The sequence below is a fragment of the Enterobacter sp. BIDMC 26 genome (assembly GCF_000534435.1).
GTDB lineage: Bacteria > Pseudomonadota > Gammaproteobacteria > Enterobacterales > Enterobacteriaceae > Enterobacter > Enterobacter ludwigii.
In genome coordinates, this window is sequence record NZ_KI973182.1 from 3,558,172 (window position 1) to 3,576,628 (window position 18,457).

The 18,457-nt window shown below is 55.5% G+C and carries 18 protein-coding genes; 5 read left to right on the forward strand and 13 right to left on the reverse strand.

All coding sequences use genetic code 11. The annotated features are described in order from the left end of the window. Positions 1–207 precede the first annotated feature (207 nt). The 4 genes from nirB (at position 208) to L462_RS06530 (ending at position 4,900) form a co-directional block, all read left to right on the forward strand. The gene (gene nirB, locus L462_RS06545; RefSeq protein WP_014171939.1) at positions 208–2,751 is read left to right on the forward strand and encodes a nitrite reductase large subunit NirB; all 2,544 of its coding nucleotides are present in this window, start codon (positions 208–210) and stop codon (positions 2,749–2,751) included. Next, complete coding sequence (nirD, locus tag L462_RS06540; protein ID WP_032679100.1) at positions 2,748–3,074, forward strand: nitrite reductase small subunit NirD; 327 nt, start codon at positions 2,748–2,750, stop codon at positions 3,072–3,074. Before nirB ends, nirD begins: the two co-directional genes overlap by 4 nt. 136 nt (positions 3,075–3,210) lie before the next feature. Continuing rightward, entirely contained in the window at positions 3,211–4,584 is a 1,374-nt protein-coding gene (gene cysG / locus L462_RS06535) for a siroheme synthase CysG (protein ID WP_020884584.1), read from the forward strand. 145 nt (positions 4,585–4,729) lie between these two features. After that, positions 4,730–4,900, forward strand: coding sequence for a YhfL family protein (locus L462_RS06530; protein WP_032679101.1), 171 nt, complete (start codon positions 4,730–4,732; stop codon positions 4,898–4,900). Positions 4,901–5,000: 100 nt separating this feature from the next. Here the strand turns inward: L462_RS06530 and trpS are convergent, their stop codons facing one another. The 12 genes from trpS to L462_RS06475 all read right to left on the reverse strand — a co-directional run bounded on the left by trpS (position 5,001) and on the right by L462_RS06475 (position 14,984). Then, positions 5,001–6,005, reverse strand: coding sequence for a tryptophan--tRNA ligase (gene trpS, locus L462_RS06525; RefSeq protein WP_014171943.1), 1,005 nt, complete (start codon positions 6,003–6,005; stop codon positions 5,001–5,003). After that, entirely contained in the window at positions 5,998–6,759 is a 762-nt protein-coding gene (gph, locus tag L462_RS06520) for a phosphoglycolate phosphatase (protein ID WP_020884582.1), read from the reverse strand. Before gph ends, trpS begins: the two co-directional genes overlap by 8 nt. Further along, positions 6,752–7,429, reverse strand: coding sequence for a ribulose-phosphate 3-epimerase (gene rpe / locus L462_RS06515; RefSeq protein WP_014885523.1), 678 nt, complete (start codon positions 7,427–7,429; stop codon positions 6,752–6,754). The genes gph and rpe overlap by 8 nt, the downstream gene beginning before the upstream one ends. A 41-nt stretch (positions 7,430–7,470) precedes the next feature. Next, positions 7,471–8,283, reverse strand: coding sequence for an adenine-specific DNA-methyltransferase (dam, locus tag L462_RS06510; protein ID WP_032679102.1), 813 nt, complete (start codon positions 8,281–8,283; stop codon positions 7,471–7,473). A 67-nt stretch (positions 8,284–8,350) separates the two neighbouring features. After that, entirely contained in the window at positions 8,351–9,661 is a 1,311-nt protein-coding gene (gene damX, locus L462_RS06505) for a cell division protein DamX (protein ID WP_032679103.1), read from the reverse strand. 92 nt (positions 9,662–9,753) lie between these two features. Then, on the reverse strand, positions 9,754–10,842 hold the full coding sequence (gene aroB, locus L462_RS06500; protein WP_032679104.1) for a 3-dehydroquinate synthase: 1,089 nt from the start codon (positions 10,840–10,842) through the stop codon (positions 9,754–9,756). A 57-nt stretch (positions 10,843–10,899) separates the two neighbouring features. Beyond that, complete coding sequence (gene aroK, locus L462_RS06495; RefSeq protein WP_003861630.1) at positions 10,900–11,421, reverse strand: shikimate kinase AroK; 522 nt, start codon at positions 11,419–11,421, stop codon at positions 10,900–10,902. Between the two features lie 286 nt (positions 11,422–11,707). Continuing rightward, on the reverse strand, positions 11,708–12,946 hold the full coding sequence (gene hofQ / locus L462_RS06490) for a DNA uptake porin HofQ (protein WP_032679105.1): 1,239 nt from the start codon (positions 12,944–12,946) through the stop codon (positions 11,708–11,710). Then, complete coding sequence (locus tag L462_RS0123700) at positions 12,858–13,262, reverse strand: HofP DNA utilization family protein (protein ID WP_032679106.1); 405 nt, start codon at positions 13,260–13,262, stop codon at positions 12,858–12,860. The genes hofQ and L462_RS0123700 overlap by 89 nt, the downstream gene beginning before the upstream one ends. Next, positions 13,252–13,713 carry a HofO family protein gene (locus L462_RS06485; RefSeq protein WP_032679107.1) on the reverse strand — a complete coding sequence of 154 codons (462 nt, stop codon included), beginning with the start codon at positions 13,711–13,713 and terminating at the stop codon, positions 13,252–13,254. Before L462_RS06485 ends, L462_RS0123700 begins: the two co-directional genes overlap by 11 nt. Before the next feature lie 3 nt (positions 13,714–13,716). Next, positions 13,717–14,211, reverse strand: a complete 495-nt coding sequence (locus L462_RS06480; RefSeq protein WP_032679108.1) for a PilN domain-containing protein — start codon at positions 14,209–14,211, stop codon at positions 13,717–13,719. After that, entirely contained in the window at positions 14,208–14,984 is a 777-nt protein-coding gene (locus tag L462_RS06475; protein WP_032679109.1) for a type IV pilus biogenesis protein PilM, read from the reverse strand. Before L462_RS06475 ends, L462_RS06480 begins: the two co-directional genes overlap by 4 nt. Before the next feature lie 119 nt (positions 14,985–15,103). Here L462_RS06475 and mrcA point away from each other — a divergent pair, with 119 nt between their 5' ends. Next, entirely contained in the window at positions 15,104–17,656 is a 2,553-nt protein-coding gene (mrcA, locus tag L462_RS06470) for a peptidoglycan glycosyltransferase/peptidoglycan DD-transpeptidase MrcA (protein ID WP_020884575.1), read from the forward strand. A gap of 72 nt (positions 17,657–17,728) precedes the next feature. On the opposite strand, the gene nudE is transcribed toward mrcA, so the two are convergent. Further along, positions 17,729–18,289, reverse strand: coding sequence for an ADP compounds hydrolase NudE (gene nudE, locus L462_RS06465; RefSeq protein WP_014171956.1), 561 nt, complete (start codon positions 18,287–18,289; stop codon positions 17,729–17,731). Between the last annotated feature and the right edge of the window lie 168 nt (positions 18,290–18,457).

Below are 18,457 nucleotides of genomic sequence, written 5' to 3' on the forward strand. Positions count from 1 at the left end.
GAGTACGCATTTTTGACAACGCGCCCCTTAATTTGTACACAAAATCGGCGACCTCGAAAAGCCAGCGATTTCCACAACTTATAAAAATCCTGACAAATCAGTCATATACCACCTAAGGAGTAGGCGAAGGCGTATTTGATTTGCATCAATAAGTGCCCCTGCTGAATCGTTAAGGTAGGCAGTAATAGAAAAGAAATCGAGGCAAAAATGAGCAAAGTCAGACTCGCTATCATCGGTAACGGCATGGTCGGCCACCGCTTTATTGAGGATCTTCTCGATAAAGCCGATGCTAACCAGTTCGATATTACCGTGTTCTGTGAAGAACCCCGCAAGGCGTACGACCGTGTGCACTTGTCTTCCTACTTCTCCCATCATACCGCTGAAGAGCTCTCTCTGGTGCGCGATGGTTTCTACGAGAAGCATGGCGTGAAAGTGCTGGTGGGCGAACGCGCTATCACCATCAACCGTCAGGAAAAAGTGATCCACTCCAGCGCCGGACGTACGGTTTTTTACGACAAGCTGATCATGGCGACTGGCTCGTACCCGTGGATCCCGCCGATCAAAGGCTCGGAAACGCAGGATTGCTTCGTTTATCGTACCATCGAAGATCTCAATGCGATCGAATCATGTGCCCGCCGCAGTAAACGTGGCGCTGTGGTCGGGGGGGGGCTGCTGGGTCTGGAAGCCGCCGGTGCGCTGAAAAACCTCGGTGTTGAAACCCACGTCATCGAATTTGCCCCGATGCTGATGGCAGAGCAGCTTGACCACATGGGTGGTGACCAGCTGCGCCGTAAAATCGAAAGCATGGGCGTGAAGGTTCACACCAGCAAAAATACCAAAGAGATTGTGCAGGAAGGCACCGAAGCGCGGAAAACCATGCGCTTTGCCGATGGCAGCGAACTGGAAGTGGACTTTATCGTCTTCTCTACCGGTATTCGCCCGCGCGACAAGCTGGCCACCCAGTGTGGTCTGGCCGTCGCTCAGCGCGGCGGGATCATGATTAACGATACCTGCCAGACCTCCGACCCGGATATCTACGCCATCGGCGAATGCGCCAGCTGGAACAACCGCGTGTACGGTCTGGTCGCGCCTGGCTACAAAATGGCGCAGGTTGCCGTTGACCATATTCTCGGCAACCAGAACGCCTTCGAAGGGGCTGACCTGAGCGCCAAGCTGAAACTGCTGGGCGTAGACGTAGGCGGTATTGGCGATGCGCATGGCCGCACGCCGGGCGCACGCAGCTATGTTTACCTCGATGAAAGCAAAGAGGTGTACAAACGTCTTATCGTCAGTCAGGACAACAAAACCCTGCTCGGCGCGGTGCTGGTGGGCGATACCAGCGACTACGGTAACCTGCTTCAGTTGGTCTTGAACGCCATCGAACTGCCGGAAAACCCGGACGCGCTGATCCTTCCGGCGCATGCGTCCAGCGGTAAGCCGTCCATCGGCGTGGATAAACTGCCCGACAGCGCGCAGATTTGCTCCTGTTTCGATGTGACCAAAGGCATGCTGATTTCGGCCATCAATAAAGGCTGCCATACCGTCGCGGCCCTAAAGGCAGAAACCAAAGCCGGTACCGGCTGCGGTGGGTGTATCCCGTTGGTCACACAGGTTCTGAACGCAGAACTGGCGAAACAGGGTATCGAAGTCAACAATAACCTGTGCGAGCATTTCGCTTACTCTCGCCAGGAGCTGTACCACCTGATCCGCGTGGAAGGCATCAAATCCTTCGACGAACTGCTGGCGAAACACGGCCAGGGCTATGGCTGTGAAGTGTGTAAACCTACCGTGGGTTCCCTGCTGGCCTCCTGCTGGAACGAGTACGTTCTCAAACCAGAGCACACGCCGCTGCAGGATACCAACGATAACTTCCTGGCGAACATTCAGAAAGACGGGACTTACTCCGTCATCCCACGCTCCGCCGGTGGCGAAATCACCCCGGAAGGGCTGGTCGCCGTTGGCCGTATCGCGCGTGAATTTAACCTGTATACCAAAATCACCGGCTCTCAGCGTATCGGCCTGTTTGGTGCGCAGAAAGATGACCTGCCTGAAATCTGGCGTCAGCTGATTGACGCGGGATTCGAAACCGGCCACGCCTACGCGAAAGCGCTGCGTATGGCAAAAACCTGTGTGGGCAGTACCTGGTGCCGCTACGGCGTAGGCGACAGCGTCGGCTTCGGTGTGGAGCTGGAGAACCGCTACAAAGGCATCCGTACACCGCATAAAATGAAGTTTGGCGTCTCCGGCTGTACCCGCGAATGTGCGGAAGCGCAGGGTAAAGATGTGGGTATCATCGCCACCGAGAAAGGCTGGAACCTGTACGTCTGTGGTAATGGCGGCATGAAACCACGCCATGCAGACCTGCTGGCTGCAGACCTCGACCGCGATACGCTGATTCAGTATCTCGACCGCTTTATGATGTTCTACATCCGTACCGCCGATAAGCTGACCCGTACCGCGTCCTGGCTCGATAACTTGGAAGGCGGCATCGAGTACCTGAAATCGGTCATCATTGACGACAAACTGGGCCTGAACGACCATCTGGAAGCGGAAATGGCGCGCCTGCGCGAGGCGGTGATCTGCGAGTGGACTGAAACCGTCAACACCCCGGCGGCGCAGACTCGCTTCAGACACTTTATCAACAGCACCCAGCGCGACCCGAATGTGCAGGTTGTGGCAGAACGCGAGCAGCATCGTCCGGCGACACCTTATGAACGTATTCCGGTGACTCTGGTGGAGGAAAACGCATGAGCCAGTGGGTAAACATCTGCAACATTAACGACATTCTGCCTGCCACCGGGGTCTGTGCCCTGCTGGGTAACGAGCAGGTCGCGATATTCCGCCCTCGCCATGATGAACAGGTTTTTGCCATCAGCAATATCGACCCGTTCTTTGAGGCCAGCGTCCTGTCCCGGGGATTAATCGCAGAGCATCAGGGTGAACTCTGGGTTGCCAGCCCGTTGAAGAAACAGCGTTTTCGTTTACGCGACGGGTATTGCATGGAAGATAAGCATTATTCCGTGAAGCCCTACGATGTCCGCGTGAAGGACGGTAAGGTGCAGCTGAAAGGCTAATCTCTCGCCTTTTCAATATGAAAAGCTTATGACCCCTTATGGGTAACGGCAGGAAAAACCGTATGTTCTGTACGATTCCTGCTGTTATCCTGACCTCAATTTCTTACCCCCTCCTTGAATGCTGTGAGGTAATGTCGTGGACCACCTGCCGATTTTCTGTCAATTACGCCATCGCGACTGTCTGCTTGTAGGCGGCGGCGATGTGGCTGAACGCAAAGCGCGCTTGCTGTTAGAAGCAGGAGCCCGACTCACCGTTAACGCCCTGGCCTTCGCCCCGCAGTTTGAGGCCTGGGAAAAAGAAGGGATGCTCACGCTGGTGCAGGGGGGGTTTAATGAATCCCTGCTTGATACCTGCTGGCTGACCATAGCCGCCACGGATGACGATGAAGTGAATCAGCGCGTCAGCGACGCCTGTGAAGCGCGCCGCATCTTCTGTAACGTGGTGGATGCCCCGAAGGAAGCCAGCTTTATCATGCCGTCGATCATTGACCGTTCGCCGCTGATGATTGCGGTATCGTCCGGCGGCCGCTCTCCCGTCCTGGCCCGCCTGCTGCGGGAAAAACTGGAAGCCATCCTGCCGCAGCATCTTGGCCAGATTGCCCACTATGCCGGACAGCTGCGTTCACGGGTTAAGCAAACCTTCGCGACCGTGGGTGAACGCCGTCGCTTCTGGGAAAAATTCTTTGTGAATGACAGGCTGGCCCAGTCGCTGGCGAATCAGGATCATAAAGCGGTGGAAGAGACGACGGCGCAGTTGCTCTGCGAGCCGTTGGATCATCGTGGTGAAGTGGTGCTGGTGGGTGCCGGCCCGGGCGATGCCGGTTTGCTGACGCTGAAAGGGCTGCAGCAGATCCAGCAGGCGGATATTGTGGTTTATGACCGTCTGGTCTCCGATGAGATAATGAACCTGGTCCGCCGCGATGCTGACCGCGTATTTGTCGGTAAACGTGCCGGGTACCACTGTGTGCCGCAGGAGGAGATTAACCAGATCCTGCTGCGCGAAGCGCAAAAAGGAAAACGCGTGGTGCGCCTCAAGGGTGGCGATCCGTTTATCTTTGGTCGCGGCGGTGAAGAGCTGGAAACGTTGTGCAACGCGGGCATTCCGTTTTCCGTGGTGCCGGGCATCACGGCAGCTTCCGGCTGCTCAGCTTACTCGGGCATTCCGCTAACCCACCGTGACTATGCCCAGAGCGTACGCCTGGTGACGGGACACCTGAAAACCGGCAGTGAGCTGGACTGGCATAACCTGGCCGCCGAAAAACAGACGCTGGTGTTCTATATGGGGTTAAACCAGGCCGCGACCATTCAGGCCAAACTGCTTGAGCACGGCATGGAAGAGGATATGTCCGTCGCGCTGGTGGAAAACGGCACGTCCATTAAGCAGCGCGTGGTGAACGGCGTGCTGACACAGTTAGGTGAGCTGGCACAGCAGGTTGAAAGCCCGGCGCTGATTATTGTCGGACGCGTGGTGGAGCTGCGCGATAAACTGAACTGGTTCTCGAATCACTAACGCATATTCCCCCTTCCCGGAGTAGTCCTTATGCGGACTACTCCCCTCTTACCGCTCCCGATAACATACCGCCCGCGAAATGGAATTTTTTCATTTATTCCCTCACGTTAGATCCAATTTTCGTTTTTTCAGACAAGGAATGCGTATGTTTAAACTGGCAAAAACCGCCGTTCTGGTAGGCATGTTATCGACTCTGACCGCCTGCACCGGTCACGTTCAAAATACCAAAAATAATTGCAGCTATGATTACCTGCTGCACCCGGCAATTTCCATTTCGAAGATCATCGGTGGCTGCGGCCCGGCCGCACAGCAGTAAGCGTTTTTCAGGCGTAAAAAAACCGGGAATTTCCCGGTTTTTTGTCTGGCTCAGCGCGTTTTTTGTCGGGGAGCACTCATGCTTACCCGACAAAACAGGGTTATGGTTTACCCACAAACCCAATCGCCTGGTACACCGCCTTAAGGGTTTCAGACGCGCGGGCACTGGCTTTTTCCGCGCCCTCTTTCATCACTTTCTGCAGGAAAGCTTCGTCGTTACGGTAGCGGTGATAACGCTCCTGCAGCTCGGTCAGCATGCCGGAAACGGCATCCGCCACTTCCCCTTTCAGGTGACCATACATCTTGCCTTCGAAGTGTTGTTCCAGCTCAGGAATGCTCTGCCCCGTCACACCGGAGAGGATATCCAGCAGGTTGGAGACGCCCGCTTTGTTCTGCACGTCGTAACGCACAACAGGTGGCTCATCGGAGTCGGTCACCGCACGCTTGAGCTTTTTAACGACCGATTTCGGGTCTTCCAGCAGGCCGATAACGTTGTTGCGGTTATCGTCAGACTTGGACATCTTCTTGGTTGGCTCCAGCAGCGACATCACTCGTGCGCCGGATTTTGGAATGAACGGCTCAGGCACTTTGAACACGTCGCCATACAGCGCGTTAAAGCGCTGGGCGATATCGCGGCTCAGTTCCAGATGCTGTTTCTGATCTTCGCCAACCGGCACCTGGTTGGTCTGGTACAGCAGAATGTCTGCTGCCATCAGTACCGGGTAATCAAACAGACCGGCGTTGATGTTTTCTGAGTAGCGCGCGGATTTATCCTTGAACTGCGTCATGCGGCTCAGTTCGCCGAAGTAGGTGTAGCAGTTCAGCGCCCAGCCCAGCTGCGCATGCTCTGGAACGTGAGACTGAACGAAAATGGTGCTCTTCTCAGGATCAATTCCGCAGGCCAGATACAGCGCCAGGGTGTCCAGGGTGGCCTTACGCAGCTTCTCAGGATCCTGACGTGCAGTGATAGCATGCAGATCCACGATGCAGTAAATGCAATGGTAATCATCCTGCATGCTGACCCACTGACGTAACGCACCCATGTAGTTACCAATGGTCAATTCACCTGACGGCTGTGCGCCACTAAAAACGATGGGCTTAGTCATTATTCAATTCCTGATTATCACTGTGCGAAAGCCCGAGTGCGGGCAACAAATCTTTGAAGTGGTCGAACACGACGTCCGGCTCACTCAGCGTGATGGCCTCACCGTAGTTGTAGCCATAGGTTAATCCCACTGAAGGACAACCCGCCGCTCTGGCAGCCAGAATATCATTGCGGGAATCACCGACAAAGAGCAGCTCCGCGGGCGTTAAGGATAATTTTCCTGCCACCAGCAGTAACGGTTCCGGATGCGGCTTTTTGTTCTGCACATCATCACCGCCAACAATGACGGAAAAATACTTCGCGATATCCAGCGCTTCCAGCAGAGGGGCGACAAAAGGTGTCGGTTTGTTTGTCACCAGCCCCAGCGGAATGCCGTTGGCATGAAGCGCACTCAGCGTTTCTGCGACATCCGGGAACAGGAAACTGCCCTCTTCGACCGTCTCTTCATAGAAACGATTGAACAATTTACGCAGGATACGCAGCTGTTCTTCCTGCGGGATATCCGCATGATCCACGCTCGGTTTACCCTGTGCGGAACGCTGGGACACACGCTCCTGGCGGGCCCATGTCAACGCGCGCTCCATCAGGACATCGGCGCCATTGCCAATCCACGTGATGACACGCTCTTCGCCCGCAACGGGCAATTCAAGAGCATACAGCGCCTGGTCTACGGCGCTGGTTAAGCCCGGCGCGCTGTCGACCAGCGTGCCGTCGAGGTCAAATGCGATACCCCGGGTTGCCTGCAATTTATCCATGACTTACCTTCGCCAGTTCACGGCGCATTTCATCAATGACTTTTTTGTAATCCGGTTGGTCGAAAATCGCTGAACCTGCAACGAACATATCCGCGCCCGCTGCCGCAATTTCACCAATGTTATTCACTTTTACACCACCGTCGACTTCCAGACGAATGTCGTAACCTGACTCATCAATACGACGGCGCACTTCACGCAGTTTATCCAGCGTATGAGGGATAAACGACTGACCGCCAAAGCCCGGGTTAACGGACATCAGCAAAATGACATCCAGCTTATCCATCACATGGTCGAGATAGCTCAGCGGCGTAGCCGGGTTGAAAACCAGACCCGCTTTACAGCCATTCTCTTTGATGAGCTGCAGCGTGCGATCCACATGTTCAGACGCTTCAGGGTGGAAGGTGATGATACTGGCTCCCGCAGCGGCAAAATCAGGCACGATACGGTCAACAGGCTTCACCATCAGATGGACATCAATCGGCGCGGTAATACCGTAGTTACGCAGCGCTTTAAGCACCATCGGGCCAATGGTCAGATTAGGAACGTAGTGGTTATCCATAACGTCGAAATGGACGACATCCGCGCCCGCCGCGAGTGCTTTTGCAGTGTCTTCACCCAGGCGGGCAAAATCGGCCGACAGAATTGAGGGAGCAATCAAAAACTGTTTCATCCGCATCTCCTTGAAATGTGTTTACCGGCGGGCAAAACGGCTCAGGGGCGATAAAGCGCCAGGAGTTCGTCCACCTTTTTACGTGTGCCGCCGTTGCTGCTTATGCTACGCCGCACTTTGACCTGAAAATGCTTCGCGGCTTTGTACCATTCGCGCGTATCAGGGGTATCGTGATTCGAAATTAACACCGGAATTCTTTTGCTGACCAGCTTTTCCGCCATCTCCGCCAGACGGGCCTGCTCGGCCGGACTGAAGCTGTTGGTGTGATAAGCGGTGAAATTTGCCGTCGCAGACAGCGGTGCGTAAGGCGGGTCGCAATAGACCACCGAGTTTACGCCTGCCAGCTCCATGCACTCTTCATAGGAGAGGCAGTGGAATTCGGCATTCTGCGCTTTTTTAGCAAAGTGATACAACTCATCCTGTGGGAAATACGGACGCTTATAACGGCCAAACGGCACGTTAAATTCACCACGAAGATTATACCGGCACAGACCGTTGTAGCCGTGTCGATTGAGATAGAGGAACAACAGCGCCCGACGGAACGGATCCTGACTCTGATTAAATTCAGTGCGGAACTGGTAGTAAACGTCCGGATTATTGTGCTCGGGTGTAAACAGCTTCCGAGCCTCTTCCACGTACTCGTCGGTCTGCAGCTTGACGATGTTGTAGAGGCTGATGAGGTCGCTGTTGATATCCGCCAGGATATAACGAGAAAAATCGGTATTCAGGAATACCGATCCAGCGCCCACAAAGGGCTCGATAAGACACTCGCCTTTCGGCAGGTGCTTTTTAATATCATCGAGCAGGGGGTATTTCCCCCCTGCCCATTTCAGAAAAGCGCGATTTTTTTTCATGCTGACTAACTGATTACACCTTCTCCGGCTGTGGAGAAAGCTCCGACAGCATCCTGCGCTTTAAACATTACTTCAGATCAGCCTGAACCTGATGAATTGGCTTAGCCCATGGGTTTTTCGCCTGAACGTCGGCTGGCAGCGTTGCGACAGCACGTTTCGCTTCATCTTTTGAAGCATAAACGCCACTTACCAGCACGTACCACGGCTGACCATTACGGGTCGTCTGATAAACCACATAGTTTTTCAGATTTGTTTTCTTCGCCCAACCGTTGAGGTTGTCATAGTTAGACGAACTGCTCAGCTGCAGCGTGTAATTGCTGGACGGGGCTGACTTCAGCGAACCGACGTTACCTGCAGTCTTGCCTGCTGCGGCGCTGGTTGTTGCCGTCGCTGCAGGTGCAGTTGCAGTAGGTGCAGTGGCAGCCGGTGCCGTGGTGGTCGCCGTTGCTTTCGGTGCAGTCTGCGTAACCGGTGCTTTTGCCGGTTCGCTCACCGTGGCCGTTTCAGTACGTTTTGTCTGAGCCGGCGCTTTCACTTCAGGCGCTTTGACGACTGCCTGAGGTTTGGTTTCACGCTTAGGTTCAATCACAGCCTGCTTACGTTCAGGACGGGTCGCAGGTTGCGTCTGGCGCGGTTTGGTTTCGGTTGCAGCCGTCTGCGGCTGAGCGTTACCACCGCGGATTGGCGCAACGGTCGCAGGTTCAGTTGGCAGCGTAGAGTTAACCACGGCATTGTCCACCTGCGCCTGATTTTGCGGCTGCGTCAGGGCATTGTTCAGGTCGCCCTGAACTTCTACACGCTGCTGGCCTTCCGGCGTGGCAGGTGCCTGACCCTGTGCGGGGGTAGAAGAAACTGGCGGCAGAGAAACATCCTGCGGCTGTGTTGTATTTCCGGCAGTCTGCTCGGCGGAGGTGGTACCCGGCGCTGGCTGCGCACCATTCGCCTGATCGGTCGCATCGTTACCAGAGAGGCTGATGCTCTTCTCAGTGGATGCCGCTTGCTCACCGGAAGGGGTCGAAGGCGCTTTTAGCGCAGAACCAATACCGACAATCAGCAGCACGAGCACCAGAACGCCGAGTCCCATCATGATGTACTGGCGGGAGGCGGGTTTCTGCGCAGCGGCTTTTTTACGTTTACGTGGGCGACGCTCTACAGGCTCTTCGTCCATTGAATCTTCTTCGGACTCATAACCCTCTTCTTCTTCTCGCTCATCACGCGCGTTGCGGCTACGCGAAGGGCGACGATCGTCTGCATCCAGATCAACATCGTCAAAGTTGATCTGCGGCTCGTTATCACGTTCTGAAGATTGACGAGAACGACCAGTACGACGATCGCTGGGATCGGGTTTCAGCTCGTCTTCTGGTTTGAATTCATCCATTTAACACCCCACTCAAAGGCTTATGCCAACGACTTTGCATTTCGCCTGAAGCTAAACGACCACCTGTAACAGTGGCCTGACCTTTCTAGTTGTTACGCCTGCTGACAGTCAGCAATAGCGCCAAGAACCACATCATGCGGCACTCCGCCGCGTACTTCACTCTTCCCTATTGCAAGCGGGAGTACAAGACGCATCTCACCTGCCAATACTTTTTTATCGCGCATCATGTGGGGTAAATACGCTTGTGCCGACATCTCTTTCGGCCCGGTTACCGGCAAGCCCGCACGCCCAAGCAGCGTGATGATGCGTGCCGTCTCTTCCGGTTTAAACTGCCCCAGACGTTCAGAAGTGCGGGCAGCCATTACCATTCCGGCAGCGACTGCTTCACCGTGAAGCCAGTTACCGTAACCCATTTCGGCTTCAATCGCGTGACCAAACGTATGCCCAAGATTCAGTAAAGCACGTAAGCCCGTTTCACGCTCGTCTGCAGCGACAACTTCCGCTTTCAGCTCACAACAACGACGAATGCAGTAAGCCAGTGTCGCCTCATCCAGGCGCAGCAACGCATCCATATTCTCTTCCAGCCAGTCAAAGAACTCGCCATCCAGAATAATGCCGTATTTGATCACTTCAGCCAGGCCAGAAGCCAGCTCGCGTTTCGGTAGGGTTTTCAGACAGTCGAGATCCACCACCACCGATGCCGGCTGGTAGAACGCGCCAATCATATTTTTACCGAGCGGATGGTTAACGGCCGTTTTGCCGCCGACAGAAGAGTCGACCTGAGACAGTAACGTGGTAGGGATTTGAATAAAACGCACACCACGTTGATAACTTGCAGCCGCAAAGCCCGTCAGATCGCCCACAACACCGCCGCCCAGGGCAAGCAGTGTTGTATCGCGACCATGCGGTTTTTGCAGCAATGCGGTAAAGACGGTATCCAGTACCGCCAGGCTTTTATACTGCTCGCCATCGGGCAGAATCACACTGTCGACTTTAACGCCCGCCTGTTCAAGCAGGTGGCGAACGCGGTCGAGATAAAGCGGAGCCAGCGTCTCATTGGTGACCAGCATCGCCTGATCACCCGCTTTCAGTGGTAAAAAGGAAGCTGGGTCGTTAAACAAACCAGCCGCGATGGTGATTGGGTAACTACGTTCCCCGAGAGTAACTGTAATCCTCTCCATGACGCGACATCCACCTTTAATGCTTTTACCCGCAGGCGATTGTATATAAAGCCAGAATCAGTTGCTTTCCAGCATATGAATAATCTGGTTTGCAACCACTTTAGCGCTCTGATCGTCAGTACGAATGGTCACATCAGCAATCTCTTCGTACAGCGGATTGCGTTCATCGGCCAACGCTTCCAGAACTTCGCGTGGTGGCGTTTCAACCTGCAGCAGCGGGCGCTTTTTATCGCGCTGCGTACGTGCCAGCTGTTTTTCGATGGTCGTCTCGAGATAGACCACTACGCCACGGGCGGAGAGACGGTTGCGGGTTTCGCGAGATTTGACAGAGCCACCGCCTGTTGCCAGAACAATGCCCTGCTTTTCCGTGAGTTCGTTGATCACTTTTTCTTCTCGGTCACGGAAACCTTCTTCGCCTTCTACGTCGAAAACCCAGCCCACATCAGCTCCGGTTCGTTTCTCAATCTCTTGATCAGAATCGTAAAATTCCATATTGAGTTGTTGAGCTAACTGACGCCCAATAGTGCTTTTGCCGGCACCCATAGGCCCAACCAGAAAGATATTGCGTTTCTCTGCCATTTTATCGGTACTACTAAGACTATTCGTTAATGGTAATCCCCGCTTCGCAGACACCCGGCGTAGCAGGACATGAACTGAAACCTCATATGCAATAGAGCGAGAGTCAGACTAAAAATTATCTCAATACTCCGGCTTGTTTGGCAACTGATTAAATCACCGCACCAGACGCATAAGGCAATAAGACGTAAGTCCAACTCAAATCGGTACTCCTTGTATGCTAATTCATGCCCCACGTCAAACATCTGCAACAATCTGAATGCAAAATCATTGGGAGGATCGTGACTCTTCAGCGAATACCGACCAGTCGTGGTGTAATAAACACCACTAACTCCCGTCGTTCATTGTCCTTTCCGTCATGGCGAAAAAGCTGTCCAAGCCACGGGATGTTGCCCAGGCCGGGCACGCGATCGCTTCCAGTTTTATTCTTTTGCGAAAAAATTCCGCCCAGCGCCAGCGTTTCTCCACTTTTTACTTCCACCTGGGTTTCAATTTCTTGTTTATCGATGGCGAGCGTTTCACCATCGGCCTGCTGCAGCACCTGTCCTGGCATATTTTCACTGATGTGCAGCTTCAGGCGTACGCGACCGCCGGGCAGCACCACCGGCGTCACCTCCATGCCTAACACCGCCTCTTTGAATTCCACGGAGGTCGCCCCGCTGTCACCGCTGGAGACCTGATATGGGATCTCACTGCCCTGCTTAATACTGGCCGGTTGCATATGCGAAGCCAGCAGTCGTGGGCTGGCGATGATATCGACCTGCTGCTTTTGCTCCAGCGCCGACAACTCCAGATCCAGCAGCCTGCCGTTAATCCGCCCAATATTAAAACCCACATGGGTGGTGGCGTTTGCCACGGACAAATCGCTGCCAAGCGTTGTGAGTTGCCCGACCTTGCCCGCCTCCGTTGCGTCGGCGAGATTCCACTTCACCCCCAGCTCACGCAGGCTTTTTTCATTGATGGTCACGATATGCGCCGCCAGTTCCACCTGCTCGACAGGGATATCCATCTGCGTCGCCCAGTGCTGCAGCGTATCAAGCACCGCCTGGTTATCCCGTATCAGCAGACGGTTGGTGCGTTTGTCGACAGACAAACTCCCCTTTGGACTGAGCAGTTTTTCCGCCGCTTTTTGCAGCTCCCCGGCGTCAGCGTAAGAAAAAGGTATGCTGTGCGAGACCAGCGGCGCATCAAGCTGTCGGCGTGTCCGCTCCTGCTCTTTGCGTTCCAGCTGTTCACGCTGCCAGCCTGCGGTGTGAACATAAAAAATGCCCCCTTCTTCATGCAGAACAAGCCCGGCGCAGCTGACGACCGTCTGTAGCGCCTGTCGCCAGGGGACGCGTGTCAGATTGAGCGACAGCGTGCCGCTGACATCTGGCGATACCACCAGATTACGGTTCTCCTGCGCGACCAGCGCCTGTAGCACCTGCACCACCGGTACCTCATCCACCACCAGCGTGACCGGCTTTGGCGCGGCGGCCCACAGCGGATGACTGAACGCCAGCAGCCACAGCGTTATCCTTATGTTCATTCCTTTTCGTTCCTTCTCGTTGCCATGTCCATTGTCTGGGTTCACATGCATCCCCCACATCGACGACCAGTTCCCTTTCATTGAGGGCCGTTACCCGCCAGCCCACCGGGAGGCGCTGTTGCGGTGTCAGGCGATGCCAGCGCTTTTGCCCGTCCTGTAAAATGCCAATGTCCTGCGTGCTGCCCACCATCCCGTGGTAATGCCACTGCGCCAGTTGCCCTACCGCACAAGGGTCATCCGGCGGGCGAAAAGGATCCCGCATCCCGGTCACTAACAGGGCAAAACACACCAGCAGGCAACGCGCGCTAGTTCGCATGCGGCTCCTCCAGCTCCACCCGCAGGCGTAATGCCGAACCCTGTGCAGAGAGAGCAAAGGCGGCAACCTGAACATCCCGCTGCGCCAGCCGGGTGAAAACAGTCGGGATGGCCTGCCATTCAGCATCCAGCGTCAGTTCCCCTCCGTTTTGCAACGGCTTCCAGTGAACCAGTCTTGTGCCCGCCCCCTGAAACTCGAGTGGCGAAAAAGGCGTCATTACCGTGGCTTCACGGGGTGCGTGACGCCGCGGCACCTGACTGGCGGCGGGCCATAGCGAGACATTAGCCTGTGCGGCCTCGCTGACCTGCCGCTGAAGTTCAGCCACCTGCTTTGTTACCGGTCGAAGCACCATGCCCCACGTCGTACTCCCCAGAAAGAGAACGCTCAGACACCAGCACAGCACCCGCCATCGGGGGCTACTTTCGCACCAGCGTTCGAACAAGGTTTCCACGCATTAGCCCTCGCTTCGCAGATGAAAGGTGAACATCCAGCGCCCCTGGTCATCCTGCTGTAATTCCCCCGTCGGCCCCGCGGTAAACCCCGCCATCTTTCCGAGCCCATCCCGCAGAGCAGAGAGCGCGGGGAGTGTTGTGGCATATCCGGTTAACATCAGTGAAGGGGGCTGATAGCGCAGTTCGGTCAGCCAGACCTGGGATGGCATCATCCCGGCAAAGGACTCCAGCACCGGCTGCCAGGCGCGTCGTTGAGGCGCTGGCACAGGCGTTGGCGTCTCTGTGCCTGACCTTGTACGAGACACCAGCGCCTGCTGCACGGACTGCATGCCCGCCAGTTGAATATGCAGCGCACGCGACATCACGAGAGGGTTCATCCGCAGGCTGAAAACCCCCATCAGTATCAGCAGCCACGTAGCGACAAACAGTACGCCCCAGAATCGCAGGCAGCGCACGCGTCGCTGCCGCCGCCACGGCAGAAAGTTCGTCATGCTCATTCCGGCACCTCACTCATGGCCAGCGCCAGCGCGACGGTATAATCAGCGCCGCACGCCGGCAGAGGAGCATGGCAACGAACCAGGGCGTCCCAGGGGTCTCTCTGGCTATCAAAGAGGGCAATGTCCTGCGGCGTGAGGGCCAGCAGTGCCGCGAGATCGGCCACGTTTTCCGCTTCCGTGGTAAAACGCCGTCCCCACTGATGGCGCATCGCCCACAGCCACTGATGCCCATCCCGCCAGGCGACACACTGCGCCGGCGCTACCGCAGGGAGAAGGTTCGCCAGCGCACTGGCATCCGGGGTGATCGTCACGAGCCGTAAACGCAACATCTTTGCCAGCGTCAGCAGGGGGTGAATTTCGTTGTTTTGTGCCGCGGTGACATGGAATGTATTGCTGAACGTATCCTGCGCATAATCAAAACAGAGCGTGTCAGCAGCCATCTCCAGTTCACGCGCGAGCGTCGCCCCCAGCCAGGAGAGCTGTTCGCTGTCGCGCAGCGCCACGCCCGGACGGGGGAGCGATCGTTGCAGCGTGCGGGCCGCCGGAAATGAGAGAAACACCCGGTGGGAGTGTGGCAACGTTTTCCGCCAGTCGCGCAGGGCGTCAACCAGTTGTTCAGGCTGGCAAATTTTGCCATCCCGGATAATCCCGTCGGCCAGAGTGATAGCCCACCAGCGGCACAAACGCCAGCCCGACCGCTCCCGGGCCAGCGCTACTATCTGTACCCTATCCTGTTGAATATGAACGCCTGTTTGCCATGTTTTGAAAGCCATGCTTCACGATCTCCTTATCGCCCGTCAGGTGACGGCTATATCAATGAATCAGGCTTGCCTTTATACTACCGCGCGATTGTTTAGAAACTGCCCAAGTGAAACCAAATGGGAAATCTCCGGTGAAGTTCGTAAAGTATTTATTAATCCTTGCAGTCTGTTGCATTCTGCTGGGAGCAGGCTCGATTTATGGTTTGTACAAATATATTGAGCCGCAGCTGCCTGATGTCGCTACGCTTCGCGATGTGCGACTCCAGATCCCGATGCAGGTCTACAGCGCCGATGGCGAGTTAATGGCGCAGTACGGCGAAAAGCGTCGTATCCCGCTGACCTTAAATCAAATTCCGCCCGTGATGGTCAAAGCCTTTATCGCTACCGAGGACAGCCGTTTTTACGAGCACCACGGTGTCGATCCGGTGGGGATTTTCCGTGCTGCAAGTATTGCGCTGTTCTCCGGTCATGCCTCTCAGGGGGCAAGTACCATTACACAGCAGCTGGCGCGTAACTTCTTCCTTAGCCCAGAAAAGACCCTGACCCGTAAGATCAAAGAGGTGTTCCTTGCGATCCGTATAGAGCAGTTGTTGAGCAAAGACGAGATCCTTGAGCTGTACCTCAATAAAATCTACCTCGGCTACCGCGCCTACGGTGTTGGTGCGGCCGCGCAGGTGTACTTTGGTAAACCTGTCGAGCAGCTGACGTTAAGCGAAATGGCGACCATTGCCGGTCTGCCTAAAGCGCCATCGACATTCAACCCGCTCTACTCGCTTGAACGCGCTACGGCGCGTCGTAACGTCGTCCTGTCACGTATGCTGAGCGAAGGCTATATCAGCCAGAGCGAGTACGAACAGGCGCGCAACGATGTCATCGATGCCAACTATCATGCGCCGGAGATTGCCTTCTCTGCCCCTTATCTCACCGAAATGGTGCGTCAGGAGATGGTGAGCCGCTACGGCGATAAAGCCTACGAAGATGGCTACCGCGTTTACACCACCGTGACCCGCAACGTTCAACAGGCGGCTCAGGAAGCGGTGCGTAACAACGTAATGGATTACGACATGCGCCACGGTTATCGCGGCCCGTCAAATGTGCTGTGGAAAGTCGGCGAAAGCGCCTGGGACAGCAAAAAAATCACCAGTACGCTGAAAGCGCTGCCCACCTATGGCCCGCTCCTTCCCGCTGTGGTGACTCAGGCCGATCCGCAGGAAGCGGTGGCAACGCTGGCGGATGGAACGTCTGTCTCCCTGCGTATGGACGGGATCCGTTGGGCTCGCCCGTACCGCTCAGACACCCTGCAAGGCCCGACGCCGCGTAAAGTGACGGATGTCGTCCAGACCGGACAGCAAATCTGGGTACGCAAGGTGGGTGACAGCTGGTGGCTGGCGCAGGTGCCAGACGTTAACTCGGCCCTGGTGTCCATCAATCCGCAGAACGGAGCCGTGCTGGCCCTGGTCGGTGGGTTCGATTTCAACCAGAGCAAATTTAACCGCGCCACCCAGGCGTTGCGTCAGGTTGGCTCTAACATCAAGCCGTTCCTCTACACCGCAGCCATGGATAAGGGACTGACTCTCGCCAGTATCCTGAACGACGTGCCTATCTCCCGCTGGGATGCTGGTGCCGGTTCTGACTGGCAGCCGAAGAACTCACCGGCGGAATATTCAGGCCCTATTCGTCTTCGTCAGGGTCTTGGGCAGTCGAAAAACGTGGTGATGGTGCGCGCAATGCGTGCGATGGGTGTCGACTATGCCGCGGAATATCTGCAACGCTTCGGTTTCCCGGCTCAGAACATCGTGCGCACCGAATCGCTGGCGTTAGGGTCTGCGTCCTTTACGCCGCTTCAGGTGGCGCGGGGGTACTCGGTGATGGCTAACGGCGGCTTCCTGATTGACCCGTACTTCATCAGTAAAATCGAGAACGACCAGGGTGGCGTGCTGTTTGAAGCGAAGCCGAAAATTGCCTGCCCTGACTGCGATATTCCGGTCATTTACGGCAATACGCCAAAATCTGAGGTGATTGAAAACAAGGACATGGAAGACGTTGCCGTGTCTCAGGAGCAGACGAACCCTGTGTTGCCGCAGCCGCAGCTGGAACAGGCTAACCAGTCGCTGGTAGCGCAGAGCGGGGCGCAGGAGTATGCACCGCATGTCATTAACACGCCGCTGTCGTTCCTGATAAAGAGCGCGCTGAACACCAACATCTTCGGCGAACCTGGCTGGCAAGGGACCGGCTGGCGGGCAGGACGTGATTTACAACGCCATGATATCGGCGGTAAAACGGGGACAACAAACAGCTCGAAAGATGCGTGGTTCTCCGGTTACGGCCCGGGCGTGGTGACGTCAGTCTGGATCGGTTTTGACGATCATCGCCGTGATTTAGGCCGCACCACGGCTTCAGGCGCGATTAAAGATCAGATTTCTGGCTACGAAGGCGGCGCGAAGAGTGCGCAACCGGCCTGGGATGCCTATATGAAATCCGTGCTGGAAGGCGTTCCGGAACAACCGCTGACGCCACCACCGGGCGTGGTTACCGTCAATATCGACCGCAGCACCGGGCAGCTCGCCAATGGCGGCAATAGCCGTGCAGAGTATTTCATCGAGGGCACGCAGCCGACCACACAGGCGGTGCATGAGGTGGGTACAGAAATCATTGATAACGGCGAAACGCACGAGTTGTTCTAACGGGCAACGTAAAAACGGCAACCTCCGGTTGCCGTTTTTTTTGTTCTCTCACACGTTGCGGACATCAGGCTGTTATAACCGCCCCTGCCCCTTCAGCCATTCGCGTACCAGGAACAGCGCGCTCACGTTGCGGGCCTCGTTAAAGTCAGGGTCTTCGAGCAGGTCCATCATATGGGCCAGCGGCCAGCGAACCTGTGGCAGTGGCTCCGGCTCGTCCCCCTCCAGCGATTCTGGATAGAGGTCCTCAGCAACCACAATGTTCATTTTGCTGGAAAAATAGGAGGGTGCCATGCTCAGTTTTTTCAGGAACGTCAGTTCGTTCGCGCCAAAACCGACCTCTTCTTTCAGCTCGCGATTGGCCGCCTCAAAGACCGTTTCACCCGGATCGATGAGCCCTTTCGAGAACCCAAGTTCGTAAGATTCGGTTCCCACGGCATACTCGCGGATTAAGATCAGATGGTCGTCGACGACAGGAACAATCATCACCGCTTCGCGCGAAGAAGGGCGCATACGTTCGTAAACGCGACGCACACCGTTGCTGAACTCCAGATCCACACTTTCGACATTAAACAGGCGCGATTTTGCGACTGTTTCAACATTCAGAATGGTGGGTTTTTGTAGTGGTTTGCTCATCGTGATGGGGTCTTAGCAGTGGGAACTGGCTTTATTGTGCGATACGCCGCACGGTTTCGGCAATGTCAATTGTTCTGTATTTACATTTATGCAACGTAACAGGAATCAATCCTCAATTCAAAACAAATGTCAAGAGGTTGAAATGTTTCCAGGAATTTGCTGATATCG

What these genes read in the sequence shown, in the direction of transcription:
- nirB (WP_014171939.1), top strand. Translation starts at nt 208, where the DNA reads ATGAGCAAAGTCAGACTCGCTATCATCGGTAACGGCATGGTCGGCCAC.
- nirD (WP_032679100.1), top strand. Translation starts at nt 2,748, where the DNA reads ATGAGCCAGTGGGTAAACATCTGCAACATTAACGACATTCTGCCTGCC.
- L462_RS06530 (WP_032679101.1), top strand. Translation starts at nt 4,730, where the DNA reads ATGTTTAAACTGGCAAAAACCGCCGTTCTGGTAGGCATGTTATCGACT.
- trpS (WP_014171943.1), bottom strand. Translation starts at nt 6,005, where the DNA reads ATGACTAAGCCCATCGTTTTTAGTGGCGCACAGCCGTCAGGTGAATTG.
- gph (WP_020884582.1), bottom strand. Translation starts at nt 6,759, where the DNA reads ATGGATAAATTGCAGGCAACCCGGGGTATCGCATTTGACCTCGACGGC.
- rpe (WP_014885523.1), bottom strand. Translation starts at nt 7,429, where the DNA reads ATGAAACAGTTTTTGATTGCTCCCTCAATTCTGTCGGCCGATTTTGCC.
- dam (WP_032679102.1), bottom strand. Translation starts at nt 8,283, where the DNA reads ATGAAAAAAAATCGCGCTTTTCTGAAATGGGCAGGGGGGAAATACCCC.
- damX (WP_032679103.1), bottom strand. Translation starts at nt 9,661, where the DNA reads ATGGATGAATTCAAACCAGAAGACGAGCTGAAACCCGATCCCAGCGAT.
- aroB (WP_032679104.1), bottom strand. Translation starts at nt 10,842, where the DNA reads ATGGAGAGGATTACAGTTACTCTCGGGGAACGTAGTTACCCAATCACC.
- aroK (WP_003861630.1), bottom strand. Translation starts at nt 11,421, where the DNA reads ATGGCAGAGAAACGCAATATCTTTCTGGTTGGGCCTATGGGTGCCGGC.
- hofQ (WP_032679105.1), bottom strand. Translation starts at nt 12,946, where the DNA reads ATGAACATAAGGATAACGCTGTGGCTGCTGGCGTTCAGTCATCCGCTG.
- L462_RS0123700 (WP_032679106.1), bottom strand. Translation starts at nt 13,262, where the DNA reads ATGCGAACTAGCGCGCGTTGCCTGCTGGTGTGTTTTGCCCTGTTAGTG.
- L462_RS06480 (WP_032679108.1), bottom strand. Translation starts at nt 14,211, where the DNA reads ATGAGCATGACGAACTTTCTGCCGTGGCGGCGGCAGCGACGCGTGCGC.
- L462_RS06475 (WP_032679109.1), bottom strand. Translation starts at nt 14,984, where the DNA reads ATGGCTTTCAAAACATGGCAAACAGGCGTTCATATTCAACAGGATAGG.
- nudE (WP_014171956.1), bottom strand. Translation starts at nt 18,289, where the DNA reads ATGAGCAAACCACTACAAAAACCCACCATTCTGAATGTTGAAACAGTC.